We start from the raw sequence: 18040 nt of genomic DNA, 5'->3' as shown, positions 1-18040 counted from the left end.
CATGGCAAATTTAGAAATAGCGGGCGCGCATAAACGTACCCAAAAGGGAAATGTTGATTATTACTACGGTGGCGATAACGAAGCATGGGCGGATCTTGCGGCCGCTAAAGCGGGGGTACCATCAAGCATTCGCCCGGGTAAAACAGTGGGCGTATATATAAGCGGCAAAATAGTGGAACATTGGTGGCCCGATGCAACTCACATTGCCGACAGTGATTTGCAACCAATTTTAACAGCTGGTGCCGTTGGGTTAGGCGTTACAGATAGTCTGACAATTTCAGATGTAACTACCAGTACGCTTTCTGTCACAGGCCCTTCAGGTATGGGCGTTAGCAATTTAGGAGTATCAGGTAAAGTAAAGATCGGTGGAATGGACGTAACCAACAATGGAGGTCTGGAGTTTGCTGATTCCGGTGCGAGTGCTACTGTAAGTATCGGTAGCAGTAAGGCTATATTAGGGTTAAGTGAGGCTCACGACCTCGTAATTGATGTTAAGGCTAACAAAAGTTTTGAAGTACATACAAATGCCTCCAAGGGCTTTGAAGTTTTAGGTGATGGTACAGTTAATGGTAATGGTGGAAAACTGGCAACAACAGCCAATGTAGCCACCGCAGTAGCGGCCGCAAATCATTATCGGGGCAAGTATGCAAGCTTGTCGGCTTTGCAAACTGCAATACCAACAGGTGCTGATGGCGACTATGCTATTGTAACCGGCTCACCTAATGACCAGGAATATATCTGGGATAGCGATCACACCGCATGGACACTGACCGCCAATATCCCTGCAGGTACTTTTGCAGGGCTGGGCGGCTCGCCAACCGATAACGGAGCTTTGGCAGCCGCTTTAGGTGCAAAGGTTGACACGGTGTCAGGATACGGGTTGATCTCTTCTACCGACCAAACTAAATTAAACAGCATTGCATCCGGCGCAACAGCTAATAGCGCGGCAACATTGACAGATGCACAAGCCGGGACTGAAGCATCAAAATTCATTGTGCCGTCAATTTTAGCCGGCTGGTGGACATGGATTAAAACCCAGGCGGCCACGATTGCTGGCGCATGGAACTTCACCGGTGGGCTACAGTCTGGCGGCAACGCTGTTGAAACACAAAATAATAAAGCAACTGATTTTACTATAGTCGATAATAATAAGTATCCTACTACCGCTGCGGTCAGGGCCGATAAGCTTGTTTCGTTTAACGATCAGACAGGCACAACGTACACATTGGCACTTACCGACGCAAATAAAAAGATCAGGATGTCGAACGCTTCGGCAAATGTGGTAACCATTCCCACAAATGCAACAGTAGCATTTTTGGTTGGTACAACTATCCGCGTACAAATGGCTGGTGTGGGTAATACTTCAATAGTAGGGGCTTCCGGTGTGACCGTTCATGGTTATACACAGGTTATAGATGTACAATACAACGAAGCTCTGTTGTTTAAGGAAGCCACAGACACATGGAGCGTAATTGGAATTGCACCCGATGTATCAGCCGTTGACGGGCCAAATGGTACTATAAAAAACGTGCCGGGGACAAATACTATCGATTTTAAAGCCAAAGTACTGCAAGCCTCGGGATTGGGAGGATGTTTGAGTTTGAATGCAGCAAATAGCCAGTACGTTGATATCCCGACGACTAACTTTAGTGGGGTAAACGTTGACTTTTCAGTATCAGTGCTCCTTAAGACCACGCAAACTACAGGTGGCTTTTTTAGGCTTGCATACAGCACCGGATTTGCTGTACTAGGGGGTTTTAGTGGAAATGCTGTAGAATTTGGTCAAAGCGGTGGATCCTCGTATACAGGAACTAAAACAATTAATGACGGCAACTGGCATCTTTGGATAGTTACTTATTCAGCCTCAAGTAGAATACTTAGTTGTTATGTGGATAATTCCCTTGTAGGTACAAGCTCAAACCTAAGTAACAATTGTATAATGAATAGCGACATTGTCCGCATAGGAATGGGCGTATATGCAGGCAATGGCTATTATTTCACTGGTCAAATTGCTCAATGTTTAATATATTCAAGTGTGCTTTCTTCCACAGATCGTGGAAATATTTGGAATAGTGGCAACTTTACAAATACACCACCAACAACAAATCTTATACGCAGTTATCAATTTCAAGACGCGTCAGGAACTACTGTAGCGGATAATAACCCCAATACAACGCAGTACGCGGCCACCTTAAATAATGGGCCCATCTGGCAAGGTCCTGGCAATGGGGCTATATCCCAGGGTGCCACAACATCCTCAACTACTTACCTGGAAGTTTTAGACGGTGCAATTGCCGGCGAACGCGGACAAGTCAAAACCGGTGATGTATTATGCGGCAATATACAACAAGGAAGATCTGTTAAAACATTTATTAATAATTACTGGCCTTTAATTCAGGATTTTTCGGGAAAAGTATTGATCAATCCAATTAATACCAATACAAATGCCATAGCATCATCTGCCCTCGATGTGAGCAATCTCACGATCGGCTCTACTTATATTACAAATAATGCAGCTCCATCAAACGGTTTGCTCGTACAGGGCCGGACGTTACTGGGAACCTCTGCGGACAATACAGTGGATCAGCTTCAGGTATCCGGTAATTTAAATCTTGTATCTGTGGGTAACAAACTTAAGATAGCCACAGGTACCAATGCAAGTATTGGCACGGCTACTCTTGTTGCCGGAACAGTAACTATTAGTACAACAGCAGTTACCGCAAGTAGTAAGATTTTTATTACGCGTAATACAACTGGTGGAACTATTGGCAGTCTGTCTGTTCCGTCAACGAGCATTACAGCAAACACGTCCTTTGTAATTAATTCGGATAGTGCTTCAGATACCAGTACAATAAACTGGTGGGTAATTAACTAATTCTCGTCAAGCACGTCCTTTACATTCTTTATTTATGAAACAATTTTTTAACGAGGCAAGCGCTCGTTTCAAAAGCGCTGTGCCAAATTTTGAGAGGAAACTACAAATTGCTCTCAGCGGTGCGGTAACAACATTCCTGGCGATATCGCAAATCACATGGCCTGGTAAGCTTTCCATAATTGCAACAATAGCAGGTTACGCCTCTGCATTATGTGCCGGTATGGCACTGATCATTCAATTTACTGAAGACACGATAAAAAAATTCGATGAAGCCGGAACAGCACCAACCGCAAGCCAATCCACCGCAGCTTCAATAACAAATTCAAACGACTTTAAAACACCAAAAGATGGACAACTCAATAGCCCAAATACAAACACTTCATCCCCGGCTTAGGCAAATCGCTTTGCAAGCCTATCAGGAAGCTGTGAAAAATACACCAGCCGGTGTTCACCCAATAATTACCGAGGGTTACCGCTCATTTGCCGAAAGCGATAAACTATATGCCCAGGGACGTACGGCACCCGGCGCAATAGTGACCAATGCTCAGTCGGGATCATCATATCATAATTATGGCCTCGCGATCGATTTCGCGTTGGTGGTCGACGGCCAAACCAATTGGGATGAACATCATCCCAATTGGATGACGGTGGTAAACATCTTCAAAAAACACGGGTTTACCTGGGGTGGCGATTTTGCCGGTAGTTTTAAGGACTATCCGCATCTGGAAATGAGATTCGGCTACAACTGGCGGGATCTGCTGGCCCTGCACAATACAAACCAATTCATTCCCCGAACAACTTACGTGCGAATATGACAGCCATCGAAAGCCGCGAAATCCGTGGCATTACGCTAAAAGTTTTATATCTGCTTGTCGCTTTTTCAATCACTGCCACCGCCGGCATCATGACCAGCTACTTCAGCTTAAAAAACGACAATCAGCAATTAAGCACCCAGATCGAGATATTAAAAATTCAGATCCGCCAACTCGACCGCCGCCTGGACAATATAGAAATCCACCATGCTTCATTCACTCCGCAGGTCGTGAATGTAAAAGAGCAATAATTCACTTACAACACTTTATCTTTCATGAAAAACTACAGTATATTAATAGCCCTGCTATTGCTATGTGCCTGCAAAACCCGCCAGGTAAGTACCAGCAAAACGGCTATGTCAAGTCAATCGGTCAAAACCGAAGTACAGAGAGTTAGCACATTGCGTACAGACACTGCCCAAACAATAACACATATCACCGGTCAAAAACTCCGAACTGATAGCCTGGCTATCCAGATCACTCCAGATACAGGAATTATCCAAATTGTAAACGGCAATTATATAGGTCGCGCCCGTAAACTAATCATCACAAGTCGCTCGGCGTCTACACAAACCATCAATCAGGCTATGCAACAAAGTAGAGCCGAAATAACTCACAGCGTCTCGAACGACAGCACCCAGCAGCAAAACAGCACTAATCTGCAGGAAAAAAGTAAACAAACAATAGTAAAAAGTAGTAGATTTTGGTTCTACATCGTGATCATTATTATAGTTTTAACTATCTTGATTTATATTAAACCACCAAAATCACTGTAGATAGAATATTTTTTTTTGAAATGATTTAAGCTTATGTCCTACAGGAACCTCTATATATCTATGTATTAATGAAGCAATCAGTATTACTAATACAATCCCTATACTAGCTGAAACATAATAATTCATTTCACAATATTTAATCAAGAAAGGGATTATCATGGACAATAATAAATATTGGTGAATCAAGTAAATTGGAAATGAGATTTTACCTAAAAATAAAATGGGCTTATAGATAATAAGCTTTAATTTTTGGTTGACGAATAAAATAAATAACGTAAAGTATATGACAAGCATAATTATGTAAGTAATATGCGACACGTGCCCCGCTGATCGTGTTAAATTATATAAGGCTATTTGAGTAAGAAAGCAAATAATTAAGATCAAATAATTATTTAGAAAGCTTTTTTGATCGTAGTAAATTTTATAAAAGACAATACCAGCAATAAAGAGTGGAAAAAAATTGAGCATTGGCAAATAATGTGTATTTAGAAAAGGTATACCTTTTAGGCTCATGAAAAAATTGGCTATTAATAGCACATTAACTCCGACTCCAATCTCAATAACTCGCTTTAGTAGCTTCGTTTTAAATAGAATTAAAATAAAAATGTAAAATATCATTTCAATAATCATTGTCCAATATGGCCCATCTAAATCTGGTTTGCCAAGATAATATTGAAACATAGTCATATTTGCCAAATAGGTCTTAATATGTATAGAATGCTTATGTGTGATATCTCCTATACACATCAATGTAAAGGTAATAGTTACACATGTCCAATACGTGGGATATAGCCTGGAAACTCTGTTTATGACAAATTCTCTTCCTTTAGAGACGTTGCTTATGCTTAAAAAAATAACAAAACCGCTGATAATAAAAAAAAGGTCCACCCCTGTAATTCCCACTCGAAAGATAGATAAGGTGTCACCAAAAACATGAAAGAAGACGACTAAAAGTGCAGCCACACCCCTAAGGCAATCTAATTCTAAAAAACGATTTTTCATTCTGTAAATATATAAGAAGTATAATAGTTATTGCTGCAATGATTCGCTTTGTCAAAATCCAAATTTAAGACTATCGATTGAATCGCATTTTACATTTCTTTAAATAACTCCAGGCTTTTTTACCTTTTGTGCAATAGTCTTGAAGCAATTGCAATTATTTAAGCAATTATTTGCAAAACCGGTTAAATTAAATTTTCTTTTTTGATATATTTACGAATGACACTTTCTAATCGGTGTGGGGATTTAAATCAGGTATGACAAGCGAGCACCCGCGACTTCTGGCTGTACAGAAATTTACAAGTTTTGATCTGCAAATGGATGCCGATCTTAGGGAATTGATATCCATGGCTGCCGATATTTGCGATACGCCTACCGCAGCTATTACTTTGCTCGACGAACAATCGCAATGGTTAAAGGTGCGGACGGGCATTGAGCACGAAAAACTACCCCGCGAAACCTCTTTTTGCAATTACGCGATCCAAAGTGACGAGTTGATGCTGGTCCCGGATACCTTGCGCGACCCGCGGCTTGTTAATAACCCGCTTGTAGTGAACGAGCCCAACCTGCGCTTCTATGCCGGCGCTCCATTGATAACTACCGAGGGCCACCGACTGGGCACTTTGTGTGTAGTTGATCAAAAACCACATATTTTAAACAAATATCAGCAGATGATGCTGAAAATGTTGTCGAAGCAGGCTCTTAATATCATGGAGCTCAAACTGAGCCAGCAGTTGCTGGCCCTGCATCAAAAAGAACTGGAGGAACAGAGACGAACGATAGACGAGGCCGAGATAAAACTCCGCTCGTTTTTTGAAAGCTCGGTAAACTTCCACGTTTTACTTGGCAAAAGAGGCGAATTGCTCGATTACAATAAAACAGCTTATCGTTTTGTAAAAAAAGCCTATCAAACCAAGCTGGTGCGCGGTTGTGAATTTGTACAGTACATCGAACCCGATTTTAAAGAAACCTTTTTGGTTAACTATACCTTATGCCTTGCCGGCGAAAAAAGCTATGAACAGGGGCATACTGATTATCCGGAACTGGGCCGCGTTTGGTGGGAGGCGTCTTTTGAACCAGCTTTCAATAACGATAATGAGATCATCGGCGTATCGTACTTGATACGTAACGTTACCGACCGTAAGCTATACGAGCAAAAGATATTGGAGCAAAACCAATCGCTCCTTAAGATTGCCTACATACAGGCACACGAGTACAGAGGGCCGCTTACCTCGATCATGGGCCTGATGAATCTGATTAAAGAAGAAAACTACAGCGCCCCGCCCGAATACCTGAAAATGATGGAAACAGTTGTTAATAAACTTGATACCAAGATACACGAAGTAATCAATGATGTAAACAACATCACACTCGATGTTTAAGCGCCGATATTTATTTTAATTGTCATTTTCACCATATTTTACTGACCAGCAAGTCTGTTTTTAGGTCACAAATCCGTTAATTGAGTATTTTTTTTAAACCTTATATGTAAATTAGTGTTTAATTGTTGATGCTATATAGATGGGGCTTAAAAATTACGATTATGAAAAAACATACTACAAAAAAATTGGGATTATGGGCGCTTGGGCTAATAGTAGTTTTGGCAGTAATTTTTATTGGTACAAAAAGCATATTCGGTCCTAAAGAGAGCATTAATGTAGCCGATGTTGAAATTAAACTTCCGGCAGGTAAAACTTCGGTAAAAATTGGATCTACCGAAAATGCGGTGATAAGCGCTTTAGGCCAGCCAAAACAAATAGCGCCTTACTCATCGCAGGCAAGCTACAAACAAGGCACTGTACTCAACTACAACGGCGCAAAGTTTTATTTCGTAAAAAATAAACTTACCAACTTCGAGATCACATCACACAAATTTAAGGTAGGTTTGGCTGGCAACCGGTATACCACCTCGATAGGGAACACTACCAGAGATCTGCCCCACCTGAAAATTCAGGATAACGCCGCTTTTTTGGATGTAAAAAGTGATGATGCCACAACCGATCAGTACCTGGAGTATGATATGGGCGAGAATGGCCGTGTAACTAAAATCCTGTATAGCGATTACTAATCTTTGTTTAGCGCTGCATTAACCGTGCTACGTATTTGCCTATAATGTCGAACTCGAGGTTAACAACCGATCCCTGAGTTACCGATTGCAGGTTGGTATGTTCGAAAGTATAAGGTATAATGGCTACCGAAAAATAGTTAGGCCCGGAGTTTACCACTGTAAGACTTATCCCATTTACACAAATTGATCCTTTTTCAACTGTTACGTTACCAGCAGCGGTGTCATATTCAAAAGTATATTCCCAGCTGCCATCCAGCGTTTTAAAATTGGTGCAAACGGCTGTCTGATCAACATGGCCCTGCACAATGTGGCCGTCGAGCCGGGCGTTCATTTGCATACAGCGTTCCAGGTTTACCAGGTCGCCAACCTTTAACTCAACCAAATTGGTTTTGTTTAACGTTTCGGCAATAGCAGTTACTGTATGTTGTCCATCGGTTACTGCAATAACCGTTAAACATACCCCGTTATGCGCTACCGATTGATCGATCTTTAACTCGTGCGCTATGGCTGATGACACGGTGATGTGTAAATTACCACTATCGTGTTGTAGGTTGGTAACTGTACCTAAAGTTTCTATAATGCCTGTAAACATGGCTTCAAAAATAATTATAATAATTTCACCTGTAGGTATTGCCGCACAAGTTTACAATTTCAAGATCATTTAAAACGCTCTCATCCCGATATACCGCCGCGTTTATATCACAATATTTGTTTAAAATATTTATGATAATGACATAAAATATCGGCATCGTAAACCCTGCAAAATATTTATATTTTTTGTCAAAAGCTCCAAACCTTGTTTTAAACAGCCCCGTATACATCCATCCCAATGTTAATTTATTCATTATGGTTTAACACGCAAAACACATGTAAAACATATTATTGTGATCATGCCCTTTGACAAAAATTATGGAAAACCGGTTGTTGATAACAAGAAATATTAATCCGACTCTTAAGCAGCAATTTGCGGCAAGGCTGGAACAAATTGAGCAGATGTACATCGACTGGTTTAAGAAACGCCCGGCTATGTACGACCAGGACAAGCACGACTCTCTGATGTACCATATTTTTAGCGAGCAGTACGGCAATACGTTCAGTTTTATTTTTTGGAAATATTCGGAACTGCCCGAAACCATTCGCAGGGAATGTATAAAGGCCTTTAAGGAAATATTTGAAGATCAGGCTGCCTGATTGCTGCCTACTTTATTTCGACCTGATTGATGATCGAAGTTATTTTCTGATCGAGCTCGGATGTCGCATTTTCCAACATTTCCAAATGCTCCTTATCAGCATTATAGCTATTTAATTTAATCAGATACATCAACCCCAAAATGCTGGCTACGGGTTTGCGCAACTCGTGCGACTGTACAAAGGCAATATTACGCAGCAGCTCGTTTTGGTCGGATATTCTTTTCTGGTTATTTTTAGATTCGGTGATATCGGTGGCGTTGTACGAAACCCCGATGATTTCGCCTTCACTATCATAAGCCGGTTCGCAAACAATTCCCCACCAGATTGGCCCGTTTTTATAATTCACTTCAATTTCGGCCTTAATAACCTTGCCCGCTAAAGCTCTGTTAAAATTGCGGGTAAACCTACCCACGTTCTCAACATGATCGCTCATACGGATGCCCGCTTTGAGGCGTATCCCCAGCATGTTTTTTACAAACTTGGCAGCAGTTTTATTGAAAGCGGTAATGCGCATATCGCGATCAAGCAAAAAATGACACGATACCGAACTGTCAAAAAACGACCGCAGCTTATTCTCGGATTCTTTTACCTGGCGGTATTGTGCTTTTAAGACCTCGATACTCAGATCAAACTCCATAATCGTAATAATCTGGTGCGAAAGCAGGCCAAGCATTTTGACCTGTTTTGCACTAAGCGTTTTAGGCTGGATATCCAACACGCATAATGTACCTACGGTTAATCCATCGAAAGTGGTAATTGGTGCACCTGCATAAAAACGCACACCAGCATCGGCTTTAACAAAAGGGTTATCAGCAAAAGCGCTTTTTTGCAAATCGGGAATGACGAGCGGTTGGCCCGTTGTAATAATTTCGCCGCAAAATGCGTCGGCATTTTTTATCGTGGCGGTATCAACGCCCGTTTTATATTTGATAAGCTGGGTTTTGGTATCAGTAAAAGTGATCATGGCAATAGGCGTGTGGCAGATCTGGGCCGCCATCTCTACTATCCCCTGCAACTCACTCTCCCGGCTGATCTTTAAATCCAGAAAACGCTTTACCGCTTTAGCTCGCTGCTCTTCAGTTTTATTCATTTCGGCTTATACTTAATTAATAAGTATTTGGATTCAATTTTGTTAATAAATATCACTGAAAAACGATCAGGCGTATATGCCCGATATAAGTATCAGCAAAGATAGCTTTGTTTGCCATCTTATCAATTATATAAAATAGTGACATTAATGTTACATTTAAAAATTATATTATTGTTGTTGTATTACTGTTGTAAATAAATGGGTAAAAAAATTTTAGTTGCCGACGATGATCCGGGTATACTGGAAGCTATCGAGGCAATGCTGCATTTTAAGGGGTATGATGTGATTACCACTCTGGATGGTGACAACGTGCTCGAAATTGCAGGGCAAAACGCGCCTGATTTGTTTTTATTGGATATCTGGATGCCCGGGCTAAGCGGCACGGAGATATGCAAAGTGCTAAAAACCGACCCCAAAACAGCGCATATACCCATCATACTGATATCGGCCAGTTTAAATGTGGCCAAAGCAGCTACAGACGCCGGTGCAGATAATTACCTGGCCAAGCCTTTTGAAATGCGCGAAATGCTGAGAAAAATAGAGCTGCTGATTAGCTAAAAGCCGCGCGTTTTTAAACAGGTAAAAACAAAATCCTCCCCGAAACTCTTATCCTAAATAAAGTGCAGCATTATGTTTAGCTATAACGAAGCATTCAGCGGGTTTTCGGTTAACGACCTGCAACAGGCAAAAACCTTTTATGGCGATGTGCTTGACCTTAAAGTAACCGAGCAAAAAGAAGGCCTTGACCTGGATATCGGCAACGGCACGCATGTATTTATCTATCCCAAACCCAACCATCAGCCGGCAACTTTTACCATCCTTAATTTTAAGGTGAGCGATGTGGAAAAAGCGGTGGATGAACTCACTGCCAAAGGCATAAAATTTGAACATTACACCGGGCAAATGCAAACCGATGACAAGGGTATCTTTCGTAAAGGCGGCCCGCTGATAGCCTGGTTTAAGGACCCGGCGGGCAATTTTATTTCGGTTATACAGGCATAACATTACAGATGCGGCTTGGCAGGCTTTACAGGCGGGTCAAAATCATTCATGCCGTGCACGTTTAGCTTACGCCGATAGATCTTATCGCGGGTAATAACAAATAACTCGTTAAAATCTTTCCCGCCGAAGCAAAGGTCGATAGCAGGGCCGGCACCAAACGGTAAAGGTAAAATAGCATTAACGCGGCCAACCTGATCGAGCACCTGTATGCCTAAAGCCGTAGCCACGTAAACCCGGCCGTCGCGGTCGACTTTGATACCGCGGGGCTGCGCGTTATCGGTGGTATCGGGCGAGTGCAGCCAGCCATACCGCTGCTTATTACTTAAAGTACCATCGGCGTTAATGTTGTATATCCAAATCCAGTGGGTGTTTGATTCGGTTACATAGAGTTGGGAATGGTCAGGCGTTAGGGCCAGGCCATAAGGGTGGTTGAGGCCTCTATCCACGACTAATTTTTTTGAATAGTCTTTAAACATTAAAATTTTACCACCATCAACGGAACCGGTTGTACCCGTCAAATACATAAAATTATTATTTACCAGGTCGTTGCCTGAAAAAGGATATTTATAATAGTCTATTTCGGCATCTTTATTAAAAGCAACAACTACTAAGCTTTTCATTCCATGAGGAGATGCATCGCTTTTTAACACCTTGGGTTTAGGATGCCTTTCAACTTTAATTCTATTATCATGGTCAATCGTATACCATTTATTAGTTTTTATATCCCGTAAGCAAATCTCCCCCTCCCGATCTGCTTTAAACTCGCTGAGCAATCCATAATCGCCACTAACCTTTTCCCACCCTTCCCTATCAATCAAAATCTCACCGAGCATAGCATTTTTACTTTTGCCTGCTTTAACCGGCGCCGGATAATCTTTCCATAGCCAGCGCATGGCATCGGCAAAAAGGGCGGTACTTTGTGCGCCGCTATGCGCGCCTTCGCCCCAGGCATGGTTAACCTCGTACCCGGCAAAGGTAAACGCCCGCTCCATCATCTGGTTGGCATAAAACCAATCTCCGCCATAAATATTCAGGTCGTGCGAGCCGTCCTGCAAAAATATGCGGATAGGTTTGGGCTCATACTTACGGATAAGCCCGGGATAGCGGTCGCCGCCGCGCAGGCTAACGTAGGTACCAATGCCACTCATTACCCGGCTAAAAGCGTCGGGCCGTTCCCAGGCGGCTGTAAAGGCGGCGATAGCGCCGCTGCTGGTACCGGCTATCATGCGGTCGTTACCATTATGCGATAATACGATGGCCCGGCCATTGGTAGTTTTATGTTTCTCTACATCGGGCAGCAATTCATCCAGCACAAAACGGGCATAAGCATCACCCAGGCCGTCAAATTCGAGGCTGCGGTTGTAGCGGTCGAGCGCGGTAGTATCCTTTGCCAGCACACGGCCCGGTGTGATATATACGCCAATGGTAACCGGCATTTCTTTGCTGTGTATCAGGTTATCAAATACCGTTGGCGATTTAAACTGGATACCATCCTGATCGACAAATACGCAGGCGGGTTTAGCCGGATCGTACTGGGCAGGTACGTAAACCATATATTCGCGCCAGGTGCCGGGGAATATTTTGGAGTCAGCAAATGTAAATTTCAATATCTCGCCTTTAGGCACGCCGGGATGCTCTACCGAGGCCGAATCGACCGGGTATTTTTCGGCGGGTGTTTGGCTAAAACATATGATCGGCAAAAAGCACAGCAGAATGACCAGCAGGTTTCTCATAGGAAGGTTGGGTTAGCTGATCAAATATAAGCAATAAGGACCCATTGCCCGCATATGCTTATAGTTTGCGTTGGCGACAGGCAGGTACAGCACGGCCCGAACGGGGAACGCCCTAAAAATTACAACAGCACGCCATCGGCGCGCAGTTGTACGCCACCCTGGCCAATCAGTACCGACTCGGCAAAGCTTTCGTTATCGATAAACAGTTTTTCGTTATCGATGCTGATGCGGTGATCGCCAACCATAAAATGACCAAACACCCTGATAACGGCTATATGCTCATAGCGCTCCAGTTCGGCAGTAATATGGTGCGACAGGTGCATGTAATCGTGTTTTTCTAACTGGTGCACATCAATCAGGGTTGAGCCATCGGTGTTGAATACCTTAAACCTTCCGGGCGAATCGTCGATGCGGGTACTGTTCATTGTTTTATTATCCAGCACATCTATATTATACCCTTCGCGATTTTTGATATGGATATTTACAGCTAATTCGGTATTGCCTTCCCTTACCGGTTTAAAAACCGATCGTACCCTTAAAAATTCCTTCTCCTGAGTATCCTCAAAAAAAGTAATAACGCCCTGGTTGGCTATATAGGCGTTGCTCCCTAAAACAAATGCGTATTTCATAATCCGACACAGGTTTGTTTGTAGTATAACAAACCTGATAGGAAATGTTTGTTTTATTTAGTAAGAATGTTGCGAATCATAAATGCCGAGCTCGGTTAAAAAGCTTTCGACTATGCCGTTGAACTCCCTGTTTTTGGTATCGGGGAAACCGCCATGCCCGCCGCCCTGCACGGTGATAAAGCGCGTTTTTACGCCGGCTGCCTGCAGTTTATTGTACAGGTCGGCCGATTGCTGGTAAGGCACCAACGGATCGGCGGTGCCATGCAATATCAACACCGGCGGACAGTATTTATTAACATAGATAATGGGCGATATAAATTTAATGAAGTTGATATCGCCTTTATGCGGGCCGAGCCAGTTGGTAACGGCGTTGTAGCCGTTGAACATGGTAGCCATACTTACCAGGTCGGTCGGGCCGTACTGATCGATAATAGCGGCAACCTTAACCTGGTGCTGGTGAGGGCAATCGTCGTCGAAAATGGTATTGTTCCCTAAAAAACCGGCCATCAGGCCCAGGTGCGCCCCTGCCGACGAGCCGATGATAACGATCTTATTGACATCGATATTTAGCTCGTGCGCATTTGATACAAGATAGATGAGCGCGCAGCGCACATCCTCGATAGCCGCAGGGGCCGGCGCAGTGGGCAGCATGCGGTACTCGATATTGGCAACTGAATATCCAAGCTTATAAAACAGCCCGAAACCGTATTGCGACTCTTTGGTGCCGCTCGTCCAGCCGCCGCCGTGTATATTGATCACTACCGGCGATGGCCTGCCAAGCTTTGGCGCCAGGTAAAGGTCCATTTTGCACTCGTAATTAAACACTTTGGTATAAACCACGTTAAGTTGTGCTGTATAACCTTTGGGATAGGGATTGGCAGGATACTTAACACCATCCTGGGCTATTAGCTGCAGGGCGCATAAAATAAGAAGTATTAAGGCGGCTGATCTCCTCATTGCTCGGTCAGCTTTTTATAATCCTCCCTTACGGGGTCAAAAATATCGATCAGTTTACAATCGGTAACGGCAGTACCACCATGTATCGTATCAGGTTCGATCACCACGAAGGACGAAGGTGTGAGGATACGTGTTTCGCCGGCGACGGTCATCTCGAATTCGCCCTCGATCACGAACGAGCTTTGCCGGTGTATATGCTGGTGCAGCGGTACTGAGCAGCCTGCTTTAACCGTGATAAAATTGATGGTGTTATTGGGTGTATGAACAAGCTTTGAAAAAAAGCCGGGGGCTATCTCGCGCGTGGCAATATCATCGAAAAACCGAAACGGGGGCTGCTGCATAAAACCAGTTTAAACACAAATTTAAACAAAACGCGGTAAATAATTATGGCGCGTTTTGTTAGCAAATGATAAATTATAGCTTCAATTTAACCGTGAGCGATAACAGGCTGTAAAAGCCTTTGAGGTTACTGTCGGCGGTCGACTTAAACCCATCGGGGTAAGGCGACGCAATGTAGGTAATTTGATAGTTCGGGTTGATCTCTACCCTATCGTAACCAAAAATATTACCTATATCTATAAAGGTGCCAATATTTAGCGGTATTATGGGCACATAGCCGTAGGGTTTAACATCGAAATAAGGATCTGTTATACTTCTGTCGTAAGTGAAAGCGATATTACTTTTCATCACGCCACCGCCTATGCCCAGGTACAAACGCTTAACGGCATCCTGAAACTTGTTTTCAGGTTCAAAATCATTAATCAGACCCAAACCAAATTTCATATTAAAGTTGATAGCTTTAAAATCGTTGGTACTGCTGTGAATGTATTGCCGTGGCGGGTTATTGGTGTCGATGCCCTGCAGTGTGCCTATCTGCCCTTCGATGCCTGCCGAAAAGTAAGGACTGAACTCGTAGTCGAGCGTGGCGATAAAGCAACCGATGTGGGGGTTATCATTATAATGGGTAGCCAGTTGGGTAACCCCGCCGCCCAAACCAAGGCGCAGGCCGCTGGGATGCCTGCCAAAAAAATAATCGATCTGGCCATAAGCTGGTGCAACATTAAATACAACGATGCTTAGCGCGATAATAAAAATGAGTTTACGGGGCTTAAAAAGATACCTGACGAGATTTCGGCCGGTGTTACCGGGGGCGTAAGAAGTTGGAAAATAGGGCATACCAATAGTTTACAGGTAAATCTATAAAAACCCGTATAATTATCCAATAATTAATAAATTAAAACTTATACTTGATATTGATCGATACCATATTGTAAAAACCTTTAAGATGGCTGTACTGGTTTGATATATATCCGTCTGAATACATGGAATCCATAAAGGTGAACTGATAATTGGGATTGATCTCGATCCTGTCGTAACCAAGAAGGTTAGGCAGATCGATATAAGTGCCGAACGAAAACGGCACGACAGTTATCAGGTCGTAAGTATGAGGTGTGCCATATACGTATTGAGCCCGTTCGGGGTCGTAGGTAAAGCTGATTTTATCCTTCATTTTACCGAAACCCACTCCTATATACATGCGCTTTAGGGCATCCTGAAAAGCATTGTTAGGATAAAAATCGTAAAAAAGCCCAAGCGCGGCTTTAAGGTTGATATTAGCTGCCCTGAATTTATTAGTACTGCTGGTATAATACTGATGATGCGGCTCATAGGTATCAACACCTTTAAGAGTGCCGTACTGCCCCTCGATACCAATGGACAGGTAAGGGTTAAAGTCGTAGTCGAGGCTACCATCATAAACCAACTGTAACGGGTTACTATTATAGTGGGTAACTAATCCTGCTAAACCCGCACCTGCGCCTATACGTAAACCGTGCGTATTTTTACCGTAGAAAAAATCGATCTGACCGAAAGCCCGGGATGATGAGAATATGCCCGTAAGAGCAATAAGATATAGGGAAAAGCTAAAAAGGCAGTGTTTAATGTTTTTCATAATCTGCACGCTCCAAACGTTATGCCAAGGGTAGTTGTATGCCCTTTTTAATGCAATCGGAAGCTAAGAGCGTATAATTAAAGTAACTAAAAAGTTACAATAACGCTTTTTGTATGCATTGCTATACAAAACCGCTTAAAAAAACAAACCATTTTTATGCATTTTGGCTGCTTTAGGCAATTCGGGTTAAACTTTTAACTTTGCTAAGCATGAAAAAATTATTAGTAGCCAACCGTGGCGAAATAGCTTTAAGGATAATGCGCTCGGCGCGCGAAATGGGCATCAAAACCGTAGCTGTTTACAGCGATGCCGACCGGAATGCGTTACACGTACGTTATGCCGATGAAGCGGTACATATTGGCCCGGCACCGTCGAACCAGTCGTACCTGGTTGGCGATAAGATCATAGCAGCATGTAAACAAACGGGGGCCGAGGCTATTCATCCCGGTTATGGTTTCCTTTCGGAAAACCCGGCATTTGCCAAACAGGTGCGCGAAGCGGGGCTGATTCTGGTTGGCCCATCGCCCGAGGCTATGGAAGTGATGGGCAACAAGCTATCGGCGAAAGCGGCAGCACTAAAATACAATATACCCATGGTGCCCGGCACGGAGGAAGCGATAACTGATGTGGTGGTGGCCAAGATCCGCGCAAGCGAAGTAGGTTTCCCTATCCTGATCAAGGCGGCGGCCGGCGGCGGCGGCAAAGGCATGCGCATTGTTGACCGCGTAGAAGATTTTGAAGAGCAAATGGCCCTGGCCGTGAGCGAAGCAACATCGGCCTTTGGCGATGGCTCGGTGTTTATTGAGCGTTATGTATCGTCGCCAAGGCACATCGAGATACAGATATTGGGCGATACGCATGGCAACATCGTGCACCTGTTCGAGCGCGAATGCTCGGTACAGCGGCGCCATCAAAAGGTGATCGAGGAAGCGCCATCATCTATACTGACGCCAGAGATACGCCAGCGTATGGGCAAATGCGCCGTAGATGTGGGCCGCAGCGTAAACTATACCGGCGCAGGTACGGTGGAGTTTATCATGGATGATGACCTGAACTTTTATTTCCTGGAGATGAACACCCGCCTGCAGGTGGAGCACCCGGTGAGCGAATTAATAACTGGCATTGACCTGGTGAAGGAGCAGATAGAGATAGCACGGGGCAAAGCCATCAGCTTTAAACAGGAAGACCTGGAAATAAAAGGCCATGCCATTGAATTACGTGTTTATGCCGAAGACCCCGCGAATGATTTTTTACCGGATATCGGCACACTGCAAACCTACACTACTCCCAAAGGACCTGGCGTAAGGGTTGACGACGGTTTTGAACAGGGCATGGAGATACCGATCTATTACGACCCGATGATTGCCAAGCTGATAACCTACGGCGCCGACCGTACCGAGGCTATCGACCGCATGATACGCGCTATTGACGAATACCATATAACCGGCATTACCACAACGCTCGGCTTTGGCAGGTTTGTGCTGCAGCACGAGGCCTTTACATCGGGCAAGTTTGACACGCACTTTGTTAAAAAATATTTTACACCCGATGTACTGAAGACCCAGAACGCCGACGAGGCGGAGATAGCCGCCCTGGTTATGGCTAAGCTTTTAAAAGAGGGCAGTAAAGTAGCAGTGGCAGAGACAGTAATAGGCACGGAAAGTAATTGGGTTAAAAATAGAAAAGCTTTATAACTTGAAGTCACAAATTGTGACTTCAAGATTTTGGCTAACATATATCAAACTATGAAAACATTAAAATCAGTAGCATTTAACAGCTTTCACCCCTTAAGGGATATCACCGCTTTTATAAATGACAACCACATAGCGCGCGAAGATATACTGATCATTACCGAAGCGCCGGGAACTTATACCTTGTTTTATTACGCAGTTTAGTACTGTGGCATTACAAAATGCCTTAGCCAAGTTAAGCGCTCGTTACAAACGGGCGCAAGTTG

The 18040-nt window shown here is 43.6% G+C and carries 21 protein-coding genes; 12 read left to right on the top strand and 9 right to left on the bottom strand.

Annotation, left to right across the window (positions count from 1 at the left end):
- The first annotated feature begins 1 nt into the window (after nucleotide 1).
- Genes BEL04_RS14525 through BEL04_RS14505 form a run of 5 tightly spaced genes read left to right on the top strand, consistent with a single transcriptional unit; the run spans nucleotide 2 to nucleotide 4463 of the window.
- A complete protein-coding gene (locus BEL04_RS14525; protein WP_066005111.1) occupies nucleotides 2–2875 on the top strand; it encodes a LamG domain-containing protein in 2874 nt (957 codons plus the stop codon).
- 34 nt (nucleotides 2876–2909) lie between these two features.
- The gene (locus tag BEL04_RS14520) at nucleotides 2910–3269 is read left to right on the top strand and encodes a hypothetical protein (protein WP_066005109.1); all 360 of its coding nucleotides are present in this window, start codon (nucleotides 2910–2912) and stop codon (nucleotides 3267–3269) included.
- 31 nt (nucleotides 3270–3300) lie between these two features.
- Nucleotides 3301–3690 (top strand): M15 family metallopeptidase, encoded by a 390-nt coding sequence (locus BEL04_RS14515; protein ID WP_066005107.1) that lies wholly within the window; start codon nucleotides 3301–3303, stop codon nucleotides 3688–3690.
- Nucleotides 3687–3938 carry a hypothetical protein gene (locus BEL04_RS14510; RefSeq protein WP_066005105.1) on the top strand — a complete coding sequence of 84 codons (252 nt, stop codon included), beginning with the start codon at nucleotides 3687–3689 and terminating at the stop codon, nucleotides 3936–3938. Before BEL04_RS14515 ends, BEL04_RS14510 begins: the two co-directional genes overlap by 4 nt.
- 24 nt (nucleotides 3939–3962) lie before the next feature.
- Nucleotides 3963–4463, top strand: a complete 501-nt coding sequence (locus BEL04_RS14505) for a hypothetical protein (RefSeq protein WP_066005104.1) — start codon at nucleotides 3963–3965, stop codon at nucleotides 4461–4463.
- Here BEL04_RS14505 and BEL04_RS24765 read toward each other — a convergent pair.
- Entirely contained in the window at nucleotides 4455–5465 is a 1011-nt protein-coding gene (locus tag BEL04_RS24765) for an acyltransferase (RefSeq protein WP_066005103.1), read from the bottom strand. The two genes, BEL04_RS14505 and BEL04_RS24765, sit on opposite strands and share 9 nt — an antisense overlap.
- 254 nt (nucleotides 5466–5719) lie before the next feature.
- On the opposite strand from BEL04_RS24765, the gene BEL04_RS14495 reads away from it, so the two are divergent.
- Nucleotides 5720–6844 (top strand): GAF domain-containing protein, encoded by a 1125-nt coding sequence (locus tag BEL04_RS14495; protein WP_066005102.1) that lies wholly within the window; start codon nucleotides 5720–5722, stop codon nucleotides 6842–6844.
- A gap of 161 nt (nucleotides 6845–7005) precedes the next feature.
- Nucleotides 7006–7530, top strand: a complete 525-nt coding sequence (locus BEL04_RS14490) for a hypothetical protein (protein WP_066005100.1) — start codon at nucleotides 7006–7008, stop codon at nucleotides 7528–7530.
- A gap of 7 nt (nucleotides 7531–7537) precedes the next feature.
- On the opposite strand, the gene BEL04_RS14485 is transcribed toward BEL04_RS14490, so the two are convergent.
- Nucleotides 7538–8122 carry a riboflavin synthase gene (locus BEL04_RS14485; RefSeq protein ID WP_066005097.1) on the bottom strand — a complete coding sequence of 195 codons (585 nt, stop codon included), beginning with the start codon at nucleotides 8120–8122 and terminating at the stop codon, nucleotides 7538–7540.
- 317 nt (nucleotides 8123–8439) lie between these two features.
- Here BEL04_RS14485 and BEL04_RS14475 point away from each other — a divergent pair, with 317 nt between their 5' ends.
- Complete coding sequence (locus tag BEL04_RS14475) at nucleotides 8440–8721, top strand: hypothetical protein (RefSeq protein WP_066005090.1); 282 nt, start codon at nucleotides 8440–8442, stop codon at nucleotides 8719–8721.
- 7 nt (nucleotides 8722–8728) lie between these two features.
- On the opposite strand, the gene BEL04_RS14470 is transcribed toward BEL04_RS14475, so the two are convergent.
- Nucleotides 8729–9811: a GAF domain-containing protein gene (locus BEL04_RS14470; protein WP_066005089.1), complete on the bottom strand. Its 1083-nt coding sequence runs from the start codon at nucleotides 9809–9811 to the stop codon at nucleotides 8729–8731.
- A 198-nt stretch (nucleotides 9812–10009) separates the two neighbouring features.
- Here BEL04_RS14470 and BEL04_RS14465 point away from each other — a divergent pair, with 198 nt between their 5' ends.
- Together BEL04_RS14465 and BEL04_RS14460 are read left to right on the top strand one after the other, a co-directional pair.
- Nucleotides 10010–10369 (top strand): PleD family two-component system response regulator, encoded by a 360-nt coding sequence (locus tag BEL04_RS14465; protein ID WP_066005084.1) that lies wholly within the window; start codon nucleotides 10010–10012, stop codon nucleotides 10367–10369.
- A gap of 72 nt (nucleotides 10370–10441) precedes the next feature.
- Nucleotides 10442–10813: a VOC family protein gene (locus BEL04_RS14460; RefSeq protein WP_066005082.1), complete on the top strand. Its 372-nt coding sequence runs from the start codon at nucleotides 10442–10444 to the stop codon at nucleotides 10811–10813.
- A gap of 2 nt (nucleotides 10814–10815) precedes the next feature.
- Here the strand turns inward: BEL04_RS14460 and BEL04_RS14455 are convergent, their stop codons facing one another.
- From BEL04_RS14455 to BEL04_RS14430, 6 genes are all read right to left on the bottom strand, one after another.
- The gene (locus tag BEL04_RS14455) at nucleotides 10816–12546 is read right to left on the bottom strand and encodes an SMP-30/gluconolactonase/LRE family protein (protein ID WP_066005081.1); all 1731 of its coding nucleotides are present in this window, start codon (nucleotides 12544–12546) and stop codon (nucleotides 10816–10818) included.
- A gap of 119 nt (nucleotides 12547–12665) precedes the next feature.
- Nucleotides 12666–13175: a hypothetical protein gene (locus BEL04_RS14450; protein ID WP_066005079.1), complete on the bottom strand. Its 510-nt coding sequence runs from the start codon at nucleotides 13173–13175 to the stop codon at nucleotides 12666–12668.
- A 57-nt stretch (nucleotides 13176–13232) separates the two neighbouring features.
- Nucleotides 13233–14132, bottom strand: a complete 900-nt coding sequence (locus tag BEL04_RS14445; protein ID WP_066005078.1) for an alpha/beta hydrolase — start codon at nucleotides 14130–14132, stop codon at nucleotides 13233–13235.
- Nucleotides 14129–14473, bottom strand: coding sequence for a cupin domain-containing protein (locus tag BEL04_RS14440; RefSeq protein WP_066005077.1), 345 nt, complete (start codon nucleotides 14471–14473; stop codon nucleotides 14129–14131). Before BEL04_RS14440 ends, BEL04_RS14445 begins: the two co-directional genes overlap by 4 nt.
- Before the next feature lie 73 nt (nucleotides 14474–14546).
- Nucleotides 14547–15308: a hypothetical protein gene (locus tag BEL04_RS14435; RefSeq protein ID WP_066005075.1), complete on the bottom strand. Its 762-nt coding sequence runs from the start codon at nucleotides 15306–15308 to the stop codon at nucleotides 14547–14549.
- Between the two features lie 58 nt (nucleotides 15309–15366).
- Nucleotides 15367–16083, bottom strand: coding sequence for a hypothetical protein (locus BEL04_RS14430; RefSeq protein ID WP_066005073.1), 717 nt, complete (start codon nucleotides 16081–16083; stop codon nucleotides 15367–15369).
- A gap of 209 nt (nucleotides 16084–16292) precedes the next feature.
- Between BEL04_RS14430 and accC the strand changes: the two genes are divergently transcribed.
- On the top strand, nucleotides 16293–17777 hold the full coding sequence (accC, locus tag BEL04_RS14425) for an acetyl-CoA carboxylase biotin carboxylase subunit (RefSeq protein ID WP_066005070.1): 1485 nt from the start codon (nucleotides 16293–16295) through the stop codon (nucleotides 17775–17777).
- A 51-nt stretch (nucleotides 17778–17828) separates the two neighbouring features.
- A complete protein-coding gene (locus tag BEL04_RS24375) occupies nucleotides 17829–17978 on the top strand; it encodes a hypothetical protein (protein WP_175404084.1) in 150 nt (49 codons plus the stop codon).
- Nucleotides 17979–18040 lie beyond the last annotated feature (62 nt).

This window comes from Mucilaginibacter sp. PPCGB 2223 (assembly GCF_001705515.1).
Classification (GTDB): Bacteria; Bacteroidota; Bacteroidia; order Sphingobacteriales; family Sphingobacteriaceae; genus Mucilaginibacter.
This window is presented reverse-complemented; position numbering and strand designations above follow the sequence as displayed.